This is a genomic window from uncultured Sphingomonas sp., from assembly GCF_936927845.1.
Taxonomy (GTDB): Bacteria; Pseudomonadota; Alphaproteobacteria; order Sphingomonadales; family Sphingomonadaceae; genus Sphingomonas.
This window is the reverse complement of sequence record NZ_CAKZHV010000004.1, coordinates 60,697-78,329: the sequence shown is the minus strand read 5'-3', so window position 1 is coordinate 78,329 and position 17,633 is coordinate 60,697. Positions and strand designations below refer to the sequence as shown.

Sequence of the window (17,633 nt, the reverse complement as noted above, 5' to 3'; positions counted from 1 at the left end):
TCGCTGCTCGCTCCATAACGTGCGTTATTCGCTTCATATCCCTGCGAATGACTCTCACCGCCGCGCTGCTGCTGGCGTCCAGCCACGCGGCGGGGCAGGGTGCGCGGATGTCCGTCACCCCCGCCAGCCCGCGCCTGTCCTCGCCGCCGATCGTGATCGCGCACCGTGGTGCGAGCGGGGAGCGGCCCGAGCACACGCTGGCGAGCTACGCCCGCGCGATCGAGCAGGGCGCCGACGTGATCGAGCCCGATCTGGTGCCGACCAACGACGACGTGCTGGTCGCGCGACACGAGAACGAGATCTCCGAGACGACCGATGTCGCCGCCCACCCGAAATTTGCCGCGCGGCGCACGACCAAGACGATCGATGGGCAGACGCTGACCGGCTGGTTCACCGAGGATTTCACGCTTGCCGAGCTGAAGACGTTGCGCGCAAAGGAACGGTTGCCGCAGCTTCGCCCCGCCAATAGCGCTTGGGACGGACGCGAGACGATCCCGACGCTTGCCGAGATCATCGCGCTCGCCAAGCAACGCCACGTCGCGATCTATCCCGAAACCAAGCACCCGACCTATTTCGCGCGGATCGGCCACCCGACCGACAAGCTGCTGGTCGATCAGCTCAAGGCGGCGGGCTGGGACGGTGCCGATGCACCCGTGTTCATCCAGTCGTTCGAGGTCGACAACCTCAAGCGATTAAAGGCGATGACCCGTGTCCGCCTGATCCAGCTTGTCGCGGCGACAGGCGCGCCGGCCGATGGTGCAGCGCCGAGCTATGCCGCGATGGTGACCCCGGACGGCTTACGCGACGTGGCGCGCTATGCCTGGGGCATCGGCCCGGACAAAGCGATGTTGTGGCAAGGAGGTGCGCAGGACGACGCGCCGTCGACGCTGGTTGCCGACGCGCATGCCGCGGGGCTGCGCGTGCATCCCTGGACCTTCCGCGCCGAGAACGTCTTTGTCCGCGCGCCCTGCCGCCGTGGGGATGACCCGAGGGCACACGGCGACGTCGCGGGTGAGATCGCAGCTGCGCTGGCGCAGGGCATCGACGGATTCTTCACCGACTTTCCTGCTATCGGGGTGACGACGCGCGACACCTTTGTCGCCGGGGAGAAGAAGTGATGCGTTTGATCGTGCTGACACTGGCGGCGGTGCCGCTGCTCGCGACCGGCGGGTGCGTGAAGACGGCGTGGAACGTCGCCACCATGCCGGTGCGCGCGATCGGCAAGGGCGTCGATCTCGCCACCACCAGCCCGCGCGAGCGCGACGAAAAATACGTCCGCCAGCAGCGCAGGCAGGCCGAGCGCGAGGAGCGCGAACGCCGCGACTATGAGCGTGAGTGCCGCAAGAAGCGCGGCGATTGCCCACCCTACAATGGCTATGTCGCCAGGCAGCGTTAACGCTGACACCGCGCACAACTCATCACGAACGCACGGCCGGCCACGCCCGATCGGACGCGGCCGTCCGCGCCCTCATCACTCGCCGGTGAAGTTTCCGTCGGTGGCGGGCTCGTCCGCGCTCGACTGACCGCGCGCGCGATCACCGGCCGTGTCGCGCGTCTGGTCCCGCGTGCTGCGCGCGGTCATGCCGGTGGCGAAGGCATCGTCGTTCATCTGTTCGTCCACCGTCCGCTCGGCCGGCGGCGGCAGCGCCTCGGCGGTCGCGTTCATGTCGGTCGCCGGCGCGACCTCGGGCGTCGGCATCACCTCCGGTGTGGGTTCGGGCAGCGGCTCGGCCTGGTAATTATCCGAAATCTCGTTGTCGGGCAGCGGCGCCTGCTCGTCCGACGAACGCGAGCACCCCGCGAGCGAGAGCATCATCAACGCGGCGAGTGCGGCCCCGGTCCTGGTCTTGTTCAACATGGCTTCGATCCCCGATTTCGTCACAATGACGCGAGCGTCTGTTTCGCCTGTCGTGCTTCCACCTTGCTGGCAAGGTCGCCGTCCCACCCATAAGGATCGTCGCGGAACCCGACCTGGCCCGAGGGGCTGGCGAATGCGGTCCAGTAGAGCAGATACACCGCAACCGGCTCCGCCATCTGCGCGCGCACCGTTTTGCCGGCGGCGACCGTCTGGTCGATCGCTTCGGGCTGCCATTGCGGCGTCGTCTTCATCAGCAGCTTGGCAAGCGCTTCGGGCTTTTCCAACCGGACGCAGCCGTGGCTGGCGAGCCGGTCGAAGCGCGAGAAGCCGGCCTGTGCGGGCGTGTCGTGCAGGTAGACCGCGAAATCGTTCGGGAAATCGAACTTGAAGCGGCCAAGCGCGCTCTTTTCCGACGATTGCTGCAACCGTTTGCCGCCGTTCCCGGTGTCGATCACGCGAAAGCCGTTGCGCTTGAGGTAGCCCGGATTGGCGCGCTCCTTGGGCCACAATTCCTTGTCCGCAATCGAACTCGGCACGTTCCACGGCGGATTGAGCACGACCGAGTGGATCGAAGACACGAGCATCGGCGTCTCGTTCCCAGGCCGTCCCGTCACCGCCTTCATCGACATGACGGGCGCGTCGCCGTCAAACACCGTCAGCACCGCCGCGGCGACGTTCACCTGGACGCGCTTCTGCTCCAATTGCGCGGGCAGCCAGCGCCACCGTTCCATGTTGGCGGCGATCTGCCGCATCCGCGTTGCGACCGGCACGTTCAGCGCGGCAAGCGTCTGTGCACCAACATCGCCCGCCGGGTTCAGTCCGTAACGGCGCTGCGCGCGACGCACCGCGGCGAGCAGGTCGGCATCAAATGTGTCGCCATTCGCCGACACCTGCGGATCCTCTGCCGCCAGCCGCTTGCGCAAGGTGGCGACTGCCGGGCCGGAGCGCCCGAAGCGCAGCTCCGCCGCGGCCGGCACCGTCCCCCAGCCGCCGTCCGCCGCGATCTTGCGATAGCGCGCCAGCCCAGCGACCAGCGCATCGTAACCGGCATAAGGTGGCGGCAGCGCGGCGATCCAGGCGTCGAGCCGGTCGCGTTGCACCGCGTCGGCGAAGCCGGGCAGCGGATCATAGGCCTGCGGGCGGATACCCCAGTCGCGCGCGAAGTCGCTGGCGTCGAGCCGACCAGCGTGTACCGCGCGCGCGTGATCGAGCGCAATCCGCACCAGCGCGTCCCCCGTCGTGCCGCTCAGATCGCGCTGGCTGCCCTGGCGAAGGCCCTGACGCACCTCGTCCTGCGCGATCAGCTTGGCGAGCTGTCGCGTCTGTGCGTCGGACAAACGCGGCAACGGTTGCGACAGCGTGGAGGCCGGCAACGCGGGCAATGCGGCAGGAGCAGGCGAGGGCGCCGGTACCACCGGCGCGGGCAGGGTCTGCGCCGTCGCTGCCGCGGCGAGCGTCAGTAGCGAGGCGCCCGCCGCAACGCGTGCCGCACGCCCGAACCAGCACGCTTGGAGCCTGTCTGCGCTGCCACGTGCTGCCGTGCCGGCGGCCTTCACCATGCTCATCGACTTTCTCGTCCTTCGCTTCATTCCGTTTCGCCGGCCCTAGTCTCGACCAGCCTGCGCCACGCTGAACGCCTTATCCTGGCACAAGTGGCGCGAGGCTTCGGAAACAATTACCGCCTCACCCCCGGCGTGTCCGCAAGTGGCGTCGGTTCCGACCGAGATAGCAAATGTTCGGGTGCGAATGCCACCGTTGATCGCGGCAAGGGTCTAGAAAGGCTTGCGGAAACCCGGTGTCGCTAGGGTTCGCGGCGGTCGGATGCCGCGTCGCGCTACCCCGCTTGCGCGGCGGGCCGCGTTGCAGTAACCTGCCTTCAGCCGACCGGTTCGGGCGGGTATAGCACAATGGTAGTGCAGCAGCCTTCCAAGCTGAATACACGGGTTCGATTCCCGTTACCCGCTCCATCCTCCTCACACTGACGTGTCCGTCGCCGCCGCCCGCGCGAGAACGATCGCGGGCGCCGTGAGTTGTGCCTCCAGAGAAGCGGAGGACGAAATGGCGCGGACGGTTGTCGTGACGGGTGCGGAATCGGGTATCGGCGCCGCGTGCGCGGAAGCGTTCGGTGCGGCGGGCGACCGCGTGTGCGTCATTTATTATTCCGACGCCGAAGCAGCGCAGCGCAGCGTGGCCGCGGTTCAGGCGCGCGGTGGCGAGGCCATGTCGGTGCAGGCGGACGTGGGCGAAGAGCAATCGGTCGAGGCCGCCTTTGCCGCGGTGGAGCAGGCGTGGGGACCGGCCGCGGTGCTGGTCAACTCAGCCGGGCTGAACATGAGCGGCGTGACCGTGCGCGCGATGACGCTGGAGCAATGGCAACGACTGCTCGGCACCGACCTGACGGGCGCGTTCATCGTCTCGCGTCGCTTCCTGAAAGGCCGCGGCGAGACGAAGGCGGACGCGTCGATCATCCATATCTCCTCGATCCACGCTTATGCGGTGCGCGCGGGCGGTGCGGATTATTGCGCGGCGAAGGGCGGCCTCTCGAACCTGGTCGAAACGCTCGCGATTGAGGAAGCGCCGCGCGGCATCCGCGTCAATGCGATCGAGCCGGGCATGATCCTGACCCCGATGAACGCGCGCGCGCAGAGCGATCCGGCGTATCGGCGCAGCCTGGAGCAGAATATCCCGATGGGACGCGCAGGTGACCCCGCGGAGGTCGCCGATCTGGCGGTGTTCCTCGCCTCCGACCGTGCACGCTACATCACCGGCGCGCGAATCGTGATCGACGGCGGCCTGTCGTTGATGCAGGCGCTGGGCGCATGAGCGACGCGGCCCAGGGATCGATCGCCGACCCGCATCGCAAGGACACGGTCGCCGCCGCCGACATCGCACTCGATTTCAACGTCAAGGCAATCGAAGCGGTGACGATCGAGGGTCCGCCTGCGCTGATGGGGCGCGACCTGATGAGCCCGTATGTCTGGCGCGAGGCCGATGGTCGCTGGGGCATGATGGTGCGCGCGGTCTGCCGGCCGGGCGAGGTGATGACCGACACCGGCCAGATCTGGAGCGGGTGGAGCAATGACGGCGTGCATTTCACCATGCTCGACCAGCCATCAATCGTGCCCGGCCCGGACGCGCACGACGCGGGCGGCGTCGAAGACCCGACGGTGGTGCGGCTGGAGGACGGCTATCTCGTCTATTATTCGGGCGTGCTCGCCGACCACGCCCACGGCGAATTGTCCTACGCGACCGGCCCGTCGCTCGACCGGCTGACGAAGAGCGGCGTCGCGCTCGCCTCGTCCAAGTCCGAAGGAAATACCAAGGAAGCGACCGTCAGTCGCAGCGCCGACGGGCAGTGGCGATTGTTCTACGAATATGCGGCCGATCAGGCGTCGCGGATCGGGCTCGCGGTCGGGCAAAGCGCGGCTGGCCCATGGACCGAGCAGCCGACGCCGTTCATGCCGCGCGACAACAGCTGGGACGACTGGCATCTTTCGACCGGACCGCTGCTGGTCGACGATCCCGCGACGCCCGTCATGTTCTACAATGGTGCAACGCGTGACGCGCGCTGGCGGATCGGCTGGATCGCGTTCGACGCCGACCTGACTCGCGTCGTCGCGCGCGGGATCGAGCCGCTCGTCACCCCGCCGCCAGTCGATGATCGCAGCGCGACCGACATCGCCTTTGCCGCGTCGGTGGTGGTCGATGGCGGCGCGATCTGGCTCTATTACTCGCTGGAGGATCGCCGCCTGTCGCGCGCGCTGTTGCGGCGAAGCTGATCCTGTGCGGTCGCGCCGTCGTGGTGCGGGAACCAGCGGGGGTCAGCGCGCCTTTTGAGGCGCAAATGAATGGGAAGCCGTCGCGATCATGACGGGATCGACAGCGAAGGAACGGGTATGATCGGGGCATTCGTCATCGGCTTGCTGCTGCAAGCGGGCGCGGGCGCTGGGGCAGGCGCAACGGGAGGCACGGCCTCGTCGGGGTCCGCAGGTGGCGGCGCCTCGGCACCGAGCGGGCGCGTGTCGCAACCGCCGATGAACTCGGCGATGCGCCGCGCGATGGGCAATTCGGGTAGTGCCGCAACGGCGTCGTCCAGTGCGTCAGCGGGAACAAGCACACCTACCAATGCAATGACGCTCACCAGCAACGGCGGCGCAGCGGCGAGCAGCCAACAGTCGGGTGCGAACGGTAGCCGTTCATCAGATTCGATGAACGGCGGTATGACCAGCAGCGCTTCTATGCGAAGCGGCACGGCTATGCAAAGCGGCGAGGGGAGCGGCAGCACGGGTTCGACGCTGTCTCAGCGTAGCAGCAATACAGGCTCGTCGTCGCAGACCAGCTACGATGCGACGGGAATACGGCAGCAGGGTAACAGCCCTCGCTGACTCCTTCTGACCTAGTATGCGCTGCGCGTCCGGCGCCGATAGCATTAACCATCGGTGGTCAGCTACCCGCCACCGGGCGGAACATAACCAGTCGACCTACTTGCTGTCCGTTTTCGCCTGCGTGTACGCCGGCGCGGCCTCGCCCGGCGCAGGCACGGCGAGCGGAAGGTCTTCCCAGCCGCCGCCGAGCCCCTTGTAGAGCGACAACAGGTCGCGGCGCAGGTTGCCGTTGCTCTCCGCCACCTGATCCTCGGCCGACAGCACCGATTGGCGCGCAGCGAGCACGTCGCCGAAGTCGGTCAGTCCGGTGCGCCAGCGCGCCTCGACCGAGCCGACCGCGCGGCGCGCGTCGGTGAGCCCGGCAGCGAGTACGCTGCGCCGGTCCTGTTCGGTGCGGATGCGGATCAACGCGTCCTCGACGTCGCGCAGCGCCATCAGCACGGTGCGGCGATATTGCGCATAGGCCTCGTCCGCCGCGGCACGGCGGATCGCGACCTGTCCCTTGCGACGCCCGAAATCGAGCACGGGGAAGGTGGCGTTCGCCGCCCCCATCAATTGCAGGCTGTCGCCGGTGAACAGGTTGGACAAGGCGGTGGAGATCAATTGCGCCATGCCGGTCAGGCTGAAGCGCGGATAGAGATCGGCGACCGCGACACCGATGTCGGCGGTCGCCGCCGCCAGATTGCGCTCCGCCGCGCGTACGTCCGGGCGGCGGCGCAGCAGTTCGCTCGGCAGCCCCGGCGGGACGGACGCGGGCACCGCAAGCGCGGGGCGCGGGCGCGACAATTCGACGATCAGCGCGTCGGGGGTTTGCCCGGTCAGCACCGCGAGCGCATGCATCTGCGCCTTGCCTTCGGCGACGATCGGCCCAATCGCGGCCTGCGCGCTGGCGAGTTCGGCGCGCTGGCGGATGAAGTCGCCTTCGGCGATCAACCCGGCGCGGCTGGTGTCGGCGGCGATCTTCAGATTGCCTTCCTGCCGCGCGACTTCGCCGCGCGCGATCGCCTCACGCTCCTGTAGGCTGCGCAGTTGCAGGTACGCGTCGGCGGTTTCGGCAACGAGCGAGAGCTGTGCGTCGCGCGCGTTCCACACCGCTGCTTCGGTGCGCGCGCGCGATCCCTCTACCTGGCGCGTCACGCCGCCGAACAGGTCGAGCTCCCAGCTCGCGTCGAACCCGGCGGAATAGGTCTGGATCGAGCTGCCGGGCGAGGTGATGCCGCCACCCGAGCTGCCGCCCGATCCACCACTGCCCCCCGAGCCGCCGGTACCCGTGCCGCCGCCTGCGCCACCTCCACCGGCGCCGCCGCCGAACAGGCTGGCGAGCGAGGCGAGCCCCGCGTTCTTGCTGAAGCGCTGGTACGTCGTGCCCGCGGTTGCGTTGACCTGTGGCAGATAGGCTGCGCGCGCGATGCGTTCCTGCGCGCGCGCCTGCTGGATGCGCGCCACCGCGATCGAGATATCGGGGCTCTGCTCGAGCGCGGTCGCGACAAGCCGGTCTAGCTCGGGATCGCGGTACTGGTGCCACCAGCCATTGAGCTGGGGTGCCGGCTGGGTGTCGGTCACCGCCTCGCCGAAGCGTGGCGGTGCACTCGCCTCGGGCGGGCGATAGTTCGGCCCGACGGTGCACCCCGCCAGCGCGGTCAGCGCCGCGATTGCCCATGTGCGCGTCATGCCGCCGCTCCTTTCGCCTTACCCTGCCGCAGGAAGATCGCAAGCGGGGTCACCAGCAGCACGAAGATCATGAAGCCGTGGAACACGTCGATGTACGACAATACCTGCGCTTGCTCGCGCACCTGCTGCATCAGTGCGGACAGCGTCGTCGTGCTCTCCCCAGTGCCCGGCATCGAGCGCGACAATTGATTGACGCCTTCGACATAGGACGGGTTGAGCGGGTTCAGCCCCTCGACGATGCGATCCTGGTGATATTGCCCGCGCGCGATCAGCAACGCCTGCGCGACGCCGATGCCGATGCTACCGCCCAGGTTGCGCGCGACGTTCAGAAGTGCGGAGGCGTCGCTCGTCTGGTTGGGCTTCAATCCGACGTAAGCGGCGGTGTTGATCGGCACGAACAGGAACGGCAGCCCGACCGCCGAGATCAACCGGGCGGTTGATGCCTGGTGGAATGTCAGCTCGCTGTTCCAGCCCGACATGTACCAGAGCGACGCGGCCTGGAGCAGCAGCGCGGGCATCAGCAGGAAACGCGTGTCGACCTTGCCGGTCAGTGTGCCGACGACGGGCATCGCCACCAGCGTCGCGATCCCGCCAACCGTCAGTGCCAGCCCGGCGGTGGTGGCGTCGTAGTTGAACACTTCCTGCAACATCTGCGGGATCAGCGTGGTCGTGCCGAACAGCACCGCGCCCGTCGTCGTCATGAACAGCAGGGTGATCGCAAAATTGCGGTTGGCGAGGAGCTTCAGATTGACGATCGGGTCCTTGCGCGCGAGCTCCCACCACACGAGGAAGCCGAGCGAGACGACCACCGTCACCGCAAGCCCGAGGATGAAGGTGCTCTCCAGCCAGGCCTCGCGCTCGCCGCGATCGAGGATCAGCTCGAGCCCGCCGAGCCCCAGCACGACGAGCGCGAACCCGATGTAATCGACGCGCAGCCCGCGTTTCAGCCGCTGGCGGCGTTCCTTTTCCAAGATCTCGGGTTCGATCACCAAGGTGTTGACCAGCAGTAGTGACATGATGCCGATCGGCACGTTGATCAGGAAGATCCAGTGCCACGAAATGTTGTCCGTGATGATCCCGCCGAGTGTAGGTCCGAGGACGGGGCCGATGACGACGACAACGCCATAGGCCGCGAACGCCGCGCCGCGCTTCTCGGGCGGGAAGCTGTCGGCGAGGAAGCTCTGCTCGGACGGCGCGAGGCCGCCGCCGCCGATCCCCTGGAGGATGCGTGCGAAGATGAGGAAGGTGAGATTGGGGGCAAAGCCGCACATCAGCGACGACAGCGTGAACAGCGCCACCGAGATCATGTAATAGCGCTTGCGCCCGATCACGTCGGACAGCCAGCCCGAGATCGGGATCACGATCGCGTTGGAAACGAGGTAGCTCGTCAGCACCCAGGTCGCCTCGTCGCGGCTGGCGGCGAGCCCACCGGCGATATGATCGAGGCTGACGTTCGCGATCGAGGTGTCGAGCACCTCCATGAAGGTCGCCAGGCTGATGACGCCGACGATCAGCCACGGATTACGATCGCCCGCCGCCGAGCGTTCGTTGCTCCACCCGCTCATGCCGCGCCCGCGCCGCTTGGCCGAGGTGCGATCACGGGCGCACGGTGACGCGCGGCACCACCGACATGCCGGGCCCGATCGCGTAATGCTGCCAGTCGTTGTTGTTGAAGCGGATGCGCACCGGCACGCGCTGTACCACTTTGACGTAATTGCCCGTCGCGTTCTGCGGCGGGAGAAGCGCGAACGCCTGACCCGCGCCGCGCTGGATCGATTCGACGTGGCCCGCGAAATCGCGACCGGGAAAAGCGTCGATCTCGATCCGCACTGGTAATCCTGCACGCATTAAGGTGAGTTGGGTTTCCTTGAAGTTGGCGGTGACCCAGAGATCGTCGGGGACGATCGCCATCAATTGCTGCCCCGGCGCGACATAGCTGCCGAGGTTAACCGCGCGATTGACGACCTGCCCGCTGATCGGGGCGCGGATAACGAGGTGGCGGACGGAAACGTCGCTCTGCGCGACGCGCGCTTCGGCGACGCGGCGCTGCGCGCGTGCCGCCTCGACCCGCTTGCGTGCGGTCAGCACGTCGGCCTGCGCCGAGCCGATCTGCTGGCGCGCGGCGCCGACCTGCGCGAGCGCGCTCTGCGCCTGCGCGCGTGCCTGGTCGATCTGCGTCGGCGCCGTGGCGAGCGGATCGAGCCGGCGCAGGTCGACGTAGCGCTGATAATCATCCGCCGCGCGGCGCGCCTCGGCGAGCGGCACCGCCGCCTGCGCGCGCGCCTGTCGCACGCTCGCGAGCGCGGCAAGCACGCCCGCCTCGGCCTGGCGGATTTGCGCGTCCGCCTCGGCGATCCCCGCGACCGCCTCCGCACGCGAGGCTTGTGCCGTTCCCGGCTCGATCACCGCCAGCAGTTGCCCGGCCCGGACATGGCGATTGTCGAGCGGCGCTACCAGCGTGAGTTGCCCGCTTTCCTGCGCGGCGATGCGAACGATGTGCGCGTCGATAAAGGCATCGTCGGTAGACTCGAACCGGCGCGCGTGCAGCCAGTAGAGCACGCCGCCGATGATCAGGACGGCAGCAACAATCGCGACGACGATCCAGAAGATCGGGCGTTTGTAGAGCGGCGGTTTACCGTCATCGTCTTCGTCGTCAGACCCGTCGCCGTCATCATCGTCGCTGTCGCTGTCGCTGTCGCTTTTCTTTTCGTCGTCCTTCTTTTTGTCGTGTTCGCCCCTCTCCTCACCGCCGTCGCGATCGTCGTCGCTGTTGGCGTTGTCGTGACCCTCGTTGTTCTTGTGGTCGCGGGCAAAGTCGCTTGCTGGTGCGTCACGGTCGGCGCCACTGCGCCGCGGCGGGTCCTTGCCCTCGTTCGTCGCGCCGCCATTGGCCGCGTCGTGATCGTCCCCGCTCAAGCAAGCCCCCTGATCGTGCGCCAACAAGCCGACCCGCGGTGAGCAGAAATCGACTTGATCTTTGTTGGTGCCTGAACGCCCATGTGTCGGGGACGTTCCTCTCGTGTAACGATGCGTTGCGCTCAGGCAGGGCAGTATTGCTGGAGGAAGTGCTGATGCGACGGCAGCGTCTGCACGGTTGCGGCAATCGAGCGGGTCAGGTCGGTGAGCGAGGCACGCAGCGCCGGTGCGTCGATCAGGCTGGCGACACGATGGTGCGCGCGCGGGGTCAGGCCCTGTCCGAGCATCACCGCCGCCCAGGAGTCGATCCGGAACAGGTCGTCCTGCCCCTGCCACGCGCCCGCGCTCTCGGCGAACAGCGCGATCCGCTCGGCCAGCGTGTCGGGGATCGCCATGGTGCGCCGCTCGCGCCAGAACGGCGTGTCGTCGCGTTCGGTCACCTTGTAGTGCAGGATGATGAAGTCGCGCACGTGCTCCCACTCGTGGCGTGATTGCGCGTTGAAGCGTGCGGCGAGCGCGCCCGCGTCGTCGCCGCGGAACGGGAACAACTGGATCAGCCGGATCGCGGCGTTCATGATCAGGTGGATGCTGGTCGATTCGAGCGGCTCGATGAACCCGCCGGCGAGCCCGAGCGCGACGCAATTGCGGTTCCAGCTCCGCCGCCGCATCCCCGCGGTGAACCGCAACGGTCGTGGCTCGAACAACGGCTCGCCGTCCAGCCCGGCGAGCAGCGTCGCGCGCGCCTCGTCGTCGCTCATGTAGCGGCTCGAGTAGACGAGGCCATTGCCGACGCGCGATTGCAACGGGATCTGCCAGCGCCAGCCCGCACCGTGCGCGATCGCGCGGGTGTAGGGAACGGGCGCGCGCACGGTTTCGGTCTGCACCGCCAGCGCGCGATCGGTTGCGAGCCACCCGCTCCAGTCATCGTAGCCGGTCTGCAGCGCGCCCTCGATCAGCAACGCGCGGAAACCGGTGCAGTCGATAAACAGGTCGCCCTCAATGCGCCCACCCGAGGCGAGCACGAGTGCGGCGATGTCGCCGTCTGCGGCGCGCTCCACCCGCTCGATCCGCCCCTCGACCCGGCGCGCACCCGCGCCCTCGGCGACGCCGCGCAGGAAGCGCGCGTAGGCGGTGGCATCGAGATGGTAGGCGTAGGCGAGCGACCCTTGCGCGTCGTGCCCGAACCGCCCGGCGGCGGCAGCCTGTTGTTCGAGCGAGTAATCGCCGTAGCTGCCCGCGACACCGTGCGCGCGTGCCTGCAACCAGAAATGCTGGAAATCGGCGATCGCGACCGAGCGACCGACCTGGCCGAAGGGGTGGAAATATCGATCGCCGACGGTGCGCCAATTCTCGAACGAGATGCCTAGCTTGAACGTCGCCTGCGTCGCTCGCATGAACGCGGCCTCGTCGACGCCGATGAAGGCGTGGAAGCTGCGCGCGGTCGGAATCGTCGACTCGCCGACACCGACGGTGCCGATCTCGTCCGATTCGACCAAGGTCACCTCGATCAGGCGGCCGAGCTGACGGGTGAGTGCGGCGGCCGCAATCCAGCCGGCGGTGCCGCCGCCGGCGATCACGACGCGGGTGGGTGGTGGCATGGCGGTGTCGGTCATCGGTTCAGCCGTCCGAGCAGATAAGCGCGCAACTGTCGCGCCATGCCGTCGCTCATCGGTGCGAGTGGCCCGCGCGCGCCAGCGGGCAGATGCGCCGCGACCGCATCCGCGTCACCGAAGACATAATGGTCGAACATCGCCCGCCACGCCGCCTTCTCCGGCGCGGGGCGATCGCGCAGCGACAGAAAAGCGTGGAGCATCGTGTCCATTGGTGTGTCCATGAACGCGGGCGCCGCATTCCACCAATAGTTCACCAGCACGTTGAACGCGTCGAGCGCCTCGACATGGTGCCACCACAAGGCCGGGTAGACGAGCACGTCGCCGGGCTCCAGTTCGGCCACTTGTCCGGCGGCGAGCGCGTCGGCAAAACGGGGATAGCGGGCGAGATCGGGTGCGGCGAAATCGACCATGCTGACGACCTGCCCGCCGGGCGTCGGTGCGAGCGGGCCGGGGTAGAGGTTGGCGACCTGCTCGGGTGGGAACAAGGTGAAGCGCCGCCGCCCGACGGCGCAGACCGCGGCATTGTTCGACTGGTCGTAATGCGCCGAGGCGATCGTGCGATTGCCGATCCAGATGCTGGCAAGCGGCGGGTGCTGCGCGAACGTGTCACTCGCGGGGCGCAGTTCGTTCTCGGCACGAAAGCCGGGGAGGTAGGTGTCGAGGTCGGTTGAGCCGAGGTAGAGCGCCGGCGCGTTTTCTGTCGGACAAGCGAGGACGCGGTCGAGGAAGTCGGGAAGCGACATCCGATCGGCAGCGAAGTTCATCGCGGTCGCCGTCGGGTCGTAGTGGAAGCGACCGCGGATCTCGGGCGCACCGATGTAACCGGTGACGAACTGCCCCGTATCGAAGCGGCGCAGGTAATCGGCGGCGTCAGCAGGACCGCTCAAGCCGGCGCGCACCAAAGGCCAGTCTGCGGCGAAGCCGCGCATGATGACGGGCTCGTTCGCGGCGATCAGCGAGTCGAGATCGAGCGTCGCGGCGCTGGCGACCTCGCGCACCCGGCACGTGACGCGAGGCTCGTCAGCCACCCAGCTCGCTCCGCAACTTGCGGTCGATCAGGTGGCGCACGTTACCGAGCGAGGAGGCGATCCAGATCGCGGATCGCAGGTGATCGGCCCGGTGCAGCCGCGCCAGCACGTCACCGCCGAGTGCGGCGAGCCGCTCCGCGTCAACCGTCCAGTGATCGGGCAATTTGTAGCGGCGGCCTTCGCCCAAATCGAGCTGCAGCGTGGCCGGGGTCAGCAGTCCCGCGTCGGACAAGGCCGCGTAGAGTGCCTGCTCGTCCTGCAGGCCGGCGTAGATGCGCTGCAGCACCGAAGACACATGATCGAGCAGTGGGGCGTTGCCGCCATGTTCGCGGAACACCGGCTCACCATCGGGATGAACGCGCGGGTGGTCGGGCTCGACGTGGATCATCGGCTCGCCATTCTGATCGACGCCGATCGAGAAAGGCCCGCGCGCGCGCGTGGCGGGAACGTAGCGCGCGTCCCACTGCTCGCCGGCCAGGAACAGGTTCTCGTCCGGGTCCAGGCCGAGCAGGACGGTGGCGAGGAATTGGTCCTGCTCGTCGCGCCGCAGCAGGATCGCGTACTCGCGTTGCAGTTCCTCGAACTCGGCCGGGAACACGCGGGTCTGATTGATCGCGTCGCCGTAGCGCGCGTGGTGGCCGACCGCGACGCGCAGGTCGCGGTGATCGACGTTGTTGAGCAGAACGGCAGCCATGATGCTTACTTATCCGAACGCCATCTGGGTGAACAAGGCCGCCGCCGTCAGCGGCCTTGCACGTTCGGTCATCAGAAGCGGTAGCGCGCGCCGACCAAGTAACGCGCGGAGCCTTCCGCGAGATACCAGACGTTGCTCTTGTCGCGACCGTAGGTGCGAACACCTTCTTCGTTCAGGTTGATCGCCTCGAAGCCGAGCGAGAAGCGCGGCGTCAGGTCAAAGTTCATCGACAGGTCGAGCTGGCCGTAAGGCGCCACGAACACCGGGTTGCGATCGTTGCCGCCGCGGTTGATGTCGGCCAGAAACTTCGCGCGCCAATTGTACGACAAGCGGATCGACACGCCGTTCTTGTCGTAGATCAGCGTCCCGTTCGCGGTGTCGGACAGGCCGACCAGCGCGAAGGTATTTGCCGTCGGCGGTGCAGCCACGTCGATCCCGACGTTGCCGCGCACCAGCGTGTAGCTCGCCGCGACGCCGAAACCGGTGTCGCCCAGGAAGTACTGACCGGCAAACTCACCGCCGTAGATGTGCGCGTCGCGGTTGTTGATCGGGGTGTTGACCGCGAAGTTGAACAGCGGATCCTGCGCGTTGGCGGTGATGTCGTACTGACCCAGCACCTGGTCGACGAAGCCCTGGTTCAGCGAGCGAGTGCCGGCATTGTAGTTTGCCGCGAACTGCGCGTTGGTGGCTGCAATGTTGCCGTTGTTGGCCTGCAGCAGCGCGGTGTAGGTGAACAGGTTCACGTCGGTGATGTCGGCGCGGAACGTGTTCGACAATTGGTCGCGCGCGGTGCCCGAACGCGTACCCGCCGCACCCGAGGTCGGATCGCGCAGGCCGAACAGATTGCGGTTGACCACCGTGTTGCCGATGAAGTCGTGCACGCGCTTGTCGAAGAAGCCCGCCGACAGGAATACGTCCTTGCGCGGATACCATTCGAGCGAGACGTCGATGTTGTCCGACGACAGCGGCAGCAGGTTGGTGTTGTTGGCGCTGCCGGTAGCGACGCCGCCGATCGCGGTCGGGCGACCAGGCGCACCGACGCCGGTCGAGGCGAACAGGTTGCCATACGGCGCACGCGCGATCGTCTTGCTGTAGGACGCACGAGCGATGAGGTTGTCGATCACCTCGATCTTCGCGTCTACCGCGGGCAGCCAGTTGTCGTAGCTACCGCGATCGGTGATCGGCTGCTGGTCGGTCGAATAGCTGATGCGGAAATCGTTGTCCGAAGTCCAGATGATCGCCTGCGGCACCACCTGCAACGAGGTCGCGCGAACCTTCGTGTTCTCGTAACGCACGCCTGCGACGACGTTGGCGTTCCGGCCGAAGACCTGTCCGCTCCAGGAACCCTGGACATAGCCCGCCCAGATGCTCTCGCGGACGCGGTTGTCGTTGTTCGCCTCGATGTTGTTGGTGTGGTTCACACCGTCATTGGTGATGCCGCTATAATAGTTGAACAGCGTATCATAAAGCTTGGTCGCATCCTCGGTGCGGAAAGCGATGAGCGAGTTCCCCGTGACCCCAGGATTGTTGTTCTCGAACTTGCACACGCTGCAGAACTGGAACACCTGACCCGGTGCGAGACGCTGGATGTCGGGCGGCAGCGAGTTGCCCCAGTCGCCCAGCGTCTGGTTGGTGTTGAACTGCGTTTGACGGGTCTTGGTTTGGCGATAATCGCCGCCCGCATCGAAGCGGAACTGGTCGTTCAGCTCCCAGCCGGCATCGGCACGCAATTCCTTGATCCGCTGCGTCTGCGTGGATGCGAACTGGCGCTGGACCGCGCTCGACAGGTCGCCCGCGTCGATCACGCCATTGGCATTGCCTTTGATGAACGCGACGCCCGCCGGGGTCACGCTCGCCACGCCGTCGTTGATCGTGATCGACTGGGTCGGGAAACCTTTGTCGCTGAGCGTCAGCGATTGCGCGGCGACGACCGGCGCGTTGAACGCGACGGTGGTCGAGGTCTGGCCATTGGGGTTGTCGGGCAGGCTGTCCGCCTTGCCGATGTGGCCGTCGATCGCGAATGAGAAGCGGTCGGTCGGCTTCCACTCGATGTTGCCGCCGAAGTCGTACAGCTTGTTCTTCTGCGCGCGATACGCCTGCTCGAACGCGGCGTCCTTCACGCCGTTGATCGTCTCGGCGAGGAAGGTCGTCGTCGCGACGCCGTTGCTCGCGTCGTCGAACGTCACCTCGCTGAACGGACGGTTGAACCAGTTCGACTGGGTCGAGCGACGCTCCGACTGCTTCAACTGCGCATACAGACCGTCGGCGGTGAAGGTCAGCGTGTCGGTTGGACGGAATTGCAGGATCGCCTGACCGTTGATGCGCTCACGGCTGGCTTCCGAGAAGTGGTAGCGCGAGTCGTTCGGCACCGACACCAGCGGATTGCCGGTCGGGCGGTTGTTGATCTTGGTGGCGTTGTTGACGAAGCCGTTCGCGGGATTGAGGAAATCGTTGAGCGTGCGGATGTTCCAGTTATCCGGCGCGACGCTGGGGAAACTGAAATTGCGCTTCTGGTAGCTGCCGAACAGCGACACGCCGAACCGCTGGTTGGGATCGGACCAGGCGGCGGTGCCCGACACTTCGGGCGTCACGCGCGCGCCGCAGTCGAGGCAGTCGGACGAGCTGTTATCGTAGCTGCCCTTCGCACCAATTGAGCCGAGGAAGCCTGCGTCGGTCGAGTCGAGCGGACGGCGGCTGACGACGTTGATCGTCGCGCCGATACCGCCCGACGGAATCGCGGCGCGACCCGTCTTGTAGACTTCCAGCGTCTTCACGCCTTCCGAGGCGAGATTGGAAAAGTCGAACGAGCGGCCGAAACCGCCTGCGCCGTCGCCGCCCTGGTCGCCGCCGACTGCGACGATGTTCGAGGTGGCGAGCTGGCGGCCGTTCAGCGTCACGAGGTTGTACTGCGCGCCGAAGCCGCGGACGGTGACGGTCGAGCCCTCGCCGTTGCGGCGATCGATCGACACGCCGGTGATACGCTGGAGCGATTCGGCGAGGTTGGTGTTGGCGAACTTGCCGATGTCTTCCGCGCTGATCGCGTCGACGACGCCGTTCGAATCACGCTTGATCGCGATCGAACGCTCCAGCGAGGCGCGGACGCCGGTGACGACGATGTCATCGCCTGGCTGGCTGTCGGGCACCGCGTTGGTCGGGCTGGTCGGTGCGCCGATATCCGAGGCGGGGGTGGTGTCGGCCTGCGGCGTGCCCTGCTGCGGGTCCGCAGGGGCGGCGGGGTTGGCCTGCGGATCGGTCGCGGTCTGCGCGTTCGCGGCGCTGGCCATCATCAAGCCGGCAGCGAGCCCGATCATCGAGGTTGAGCGCACGAGTGCGCACGATAGCTTCATCGCTTTCATCATCCTTCCCCTTTGAACCCGGCAGCCGTCCCTTCGGCCGTTCCGGGCGCAATCTTCCGTTACGTACTGTTGCGCGTCGTATCGAAGCCGACATCGATGTCAACATACGACC

At 67.1% G+C, this 17,633-nt stretch carries 14 protein-coding genes and 1 tRNA gene; 5 read left to right on the top strand and 10 right to left on the bottom strand.

Annotated elements, in window-relative coordinates; translation table 11 throughout:
- Positions 1-107 precede the first annotated feature (107 nt).
- Together Q0579_RS01630 and Q0579_RS01625 are read left to right on the top strand one after the other, a co-directional pair.
- Entirely contained in the window at positions 108-1,118 is a 1,011-nt protein-coding gene (locus Q0579_RS01630; RefSeq protein ID WP_298808502.1) for a glycerophosphodiester phosphodiesterase, read from the top strand.
- Positions 1,118-1,396: a hypothetical protein gene (locus Q0579_RS01625; RefSeq protein ID WP_298808472.1), complete on the top strand. Its 279-nt coding sequence runs from the start codon at positions 1,118-1,120 to the stop codon at positions 1,394-1,396. Before Q0579_RS01630 ends, Q0579_RS01625 begins: the two co-directional genes overlap by 1 nt.
- Before the next feature lie 75 nt (positions 1,397-1,471).
- Here the strand turns inward: Q0579_RS01625 and Q0579_RS01620 are convergent, their stop codons facing one another.
- Entirely contained in the window at positions 1,472-1,858 is a 387-nt protein-coding gene (locus Q0579_RS01620; protein ID WP_298808470.1) for a hypothetical protein, read from the bottom strand.
- Between the two features lie 20 nt (positions 1,859-1,878).
- The gene (locus Q0579_RS01615; RefSeq protein WP_298808467.1) at positions 1,879-3,423 is read right to left on the bottom strand and encodes a L,D-transpeptidase family protein; all 1,545 of its coding nucleotides are present in this window, start codon (positions 3,421-3,423) and stop codon (positions 1,879-1,881) included.
- Between the two features lie 328 nt (positions 3,424-3,751).
- Between Q0579_RS01615 and Q0579_RS01610 the strand changes: the two genes are divergently transcribed.
- The 3 genes from Q0579_RS01610 (at position 3,752) to Q0579_RS01600 (ending at position 5,637) form a co-directional block, all read left to right on the top strand.
- A tRNA-Gly gene (locus Q0579_RS01610) sits at positions 3,752-3,825 on the top strand.
- Between the two features lie 91 nt (positions 3,826-3,916).
- Positions 3,917-4,681 carry an SDR family oxidoreductase gene (locus tag Q0579_RS01605; protein WP_298808465.1) on the top strand — a complete coding sequence of 255 codons (765 nt, stop codon included), beginning with the start codon at positions 3,917-3,919 and terminating at the stop codon, positions 4,679-4,681.
- Entirely contained in the window at positions 4,678-5,637 is a 960-nt protein-coding gene (locus Q0579_RS01600; protein WP_298808461.1) for a glycosidase, read from the top strand. Before Q0579_RS01605 ends, Q0579_RS01600 begins: the two co-directional genes overlap by 4 nt.
- A gap of 86 nt (positions 5,638-5,723) precedes the next feature.
- On the opposite strand, the gene Q0579_RS01595 is transcribed toward Q0579_RS01600, so the two are convergent.
- The 8 genes from Q0579_RS01595 to Q0579_RS01560 form a co-directional block, all read right to left on the bottom strand.
- The gene (locus Q0579_RS01595) at positions 5,724-6,110 is read right to left on the bottom strand and encodes a hypothetical protein (RefSeq protein WP_298808459.1); all 387 of its coding nucleotides are present in this window, start codon (positions 6,108-6,110) and stop codon (positions 5,724-5,726) included.
- Positions 6,111-6,339: 229 nt separating this feature from the next.
- A complete protein-coding gene (locus Q0579_RS01590; RefSeq protein ID WP_298808456.1) occupies positions 6,340-7,914 on the bottom strand; it encodes an efflux transporter outer membrane subunit in 1,575 nt (524 codons plus the stop codon).
- Entirely contained in the window at positions 7,911-9,479 is a 1,569-nt protein-coding gene (locus Q0579_RS01585; RefSeq protein WP_298808453.1) for a DHA2 family efflux MFS transporter permease subunit, read from the bottom strand. Before Q0579_RS01585 ends, Q0579_RS01590 begins: the two co-directional genes overlap by 4 nt.
- Positions 9,480-9,510: 31 nt before the next feature.
- Positions 9,511-10,830 (bottom strand): HlyD family secretion protein, encoded by a 1,320-nt coding sequence (locus Q0579_RS01580; RefSeq protein ID WP_298808451.1) that lies wholly within the window; start codon positions 10,828-10,830, stop codon positions 9,511-9,513.
- A gap of 122 nt (positions 10,831-10,952) precedes the next feature.
- Entirely contained in the window at positions 10,953-12,443 is a 1,491-nt protein-coding gene (locus tag Q0579_RS01575; RefSeq protein WP_298808449.1) for a tryptophan halogenase family protein, read from the bottom strand.
- A complete protein-coding gene (locus Q0579_RS01570) occupies positions 12,440-13,441 on the bottom strand; it encodes a cupin-like domain-containing protein (RefSeq protein WP_298808500.1) in 1,002 nt (333 codons plus the stop codon). The genes Q0579_RS01575 and Q0579_RS01570 overlap by 4 nt, the downstream gene beginning before the upstream one ends.
- 22 nt (positions 13,442-13,463) lie before the next feature.
- On the bottom strand, positions 13,464-14,165 hold the full coding sequence (locus Q0579_RS01565; RefSeq protein WP_298808446.1) for a SapC family protein: 702 nt from the start codon (positions 14,163-14,165) through the stop codon (positions 13,464-13,466).
- Between the two features lie 71 nt (positions 14,166-14,236).
- Positions 14,237-17,521: a TonB-dependent receptor gene (locus Q0579_RS01560; protein WP_298808444.1), complete on the bottom strand. Its 3,285-nt coding sequence runs from the start codon at positions 17,519-17,521 to the stop codon at positions 14,237-14,239.
- Between the last annotated feature and the right edge of the window lie 112 nt (positions 17,522-17,633).

Excerpts from the sequence above, each read along its gene's own strand:
- Q0579_RS01630 (WP_298808502.1), top strand. The coding sequence starts at position 108 with ATGTCCGTCACCCCCGCCAGCCCGCGCCTGTCCTCGCCGCCGATCGTG.
- Q0579_RS01625 (WP_298808472.1), top strand. The coding sequence starts at position 1,118 with ATGCGTTTGATCGTGCTGACACTGGCGGCGGTGCCGCTGCTCGCGACC.
- Q0579_RS01620 (WP_298808470.1), bottom strand. The coding sequence starts at position 1,858 with ATGTTGAACAAGACCAGGACCGGGGCCGCACTCGCCGCGTTGATGATG.
- Q0579_RS01615 (WP_298808467.1), bottom strand. The coding sequence starts at position 3,423 with ATGAGCATGGTGAAGGCCGCCGGCACGGCAGCACGTGGCAGCGCAGAC.
- Q0579_RS01605 (WP_298808465.1), top strand. The coding sequence starts at position 3,917 with ATGGCGCGGACGGTTGTCGTGACGGGTGCGGAATCGGGTATCGGCGCC.
- Q0579_RS01600 (WP_298808461.1), top strand. The coding sequence starts at position 4,678 with ATGAGCGACGCGGCCCAGGGATCGATCGCCGACCCGCATCGCAAGGAC.
- Q0579_RS01590 (WP_298808456.1), bottom strand. The coding sequence starts at position 7,914 with ATGACGCGCACATGGGCAATCGCGGCGCTGACCGCGCTGGCGGGGTGC.
- Q0579_RS01585 (WP_298808453.1), bottom strand. The coding sequence starts at position 9,479 with ATGAGCGGGTGGAGCAACGAACGCTCGGCGGCGGGCGATCGTAATCCG.
- Q0579_RS01575 (WP_298808449.1), bottom strand. The coding sequence starts at position 12,443 with ATGACCGACACCGCCATGCCACCACCCACCCGCGTCGTGATCGCCGGC.
- Q0579_RS01565 (WP_298808446.1), bottom strand. The coding sequence starts at position 14,165 with ATGGCTGCCGTTCTGCTCAACAACGTCGATCACCGCGACCTGCGCGTC.
- Q0579_RS01560 (WP_298808444.1), bottom strand. The coding sequence starts at position 17,521 with ATGAAAGCGATGAAGCTATCGTGCGCACTCGTGCGCTCAACCTCGATG.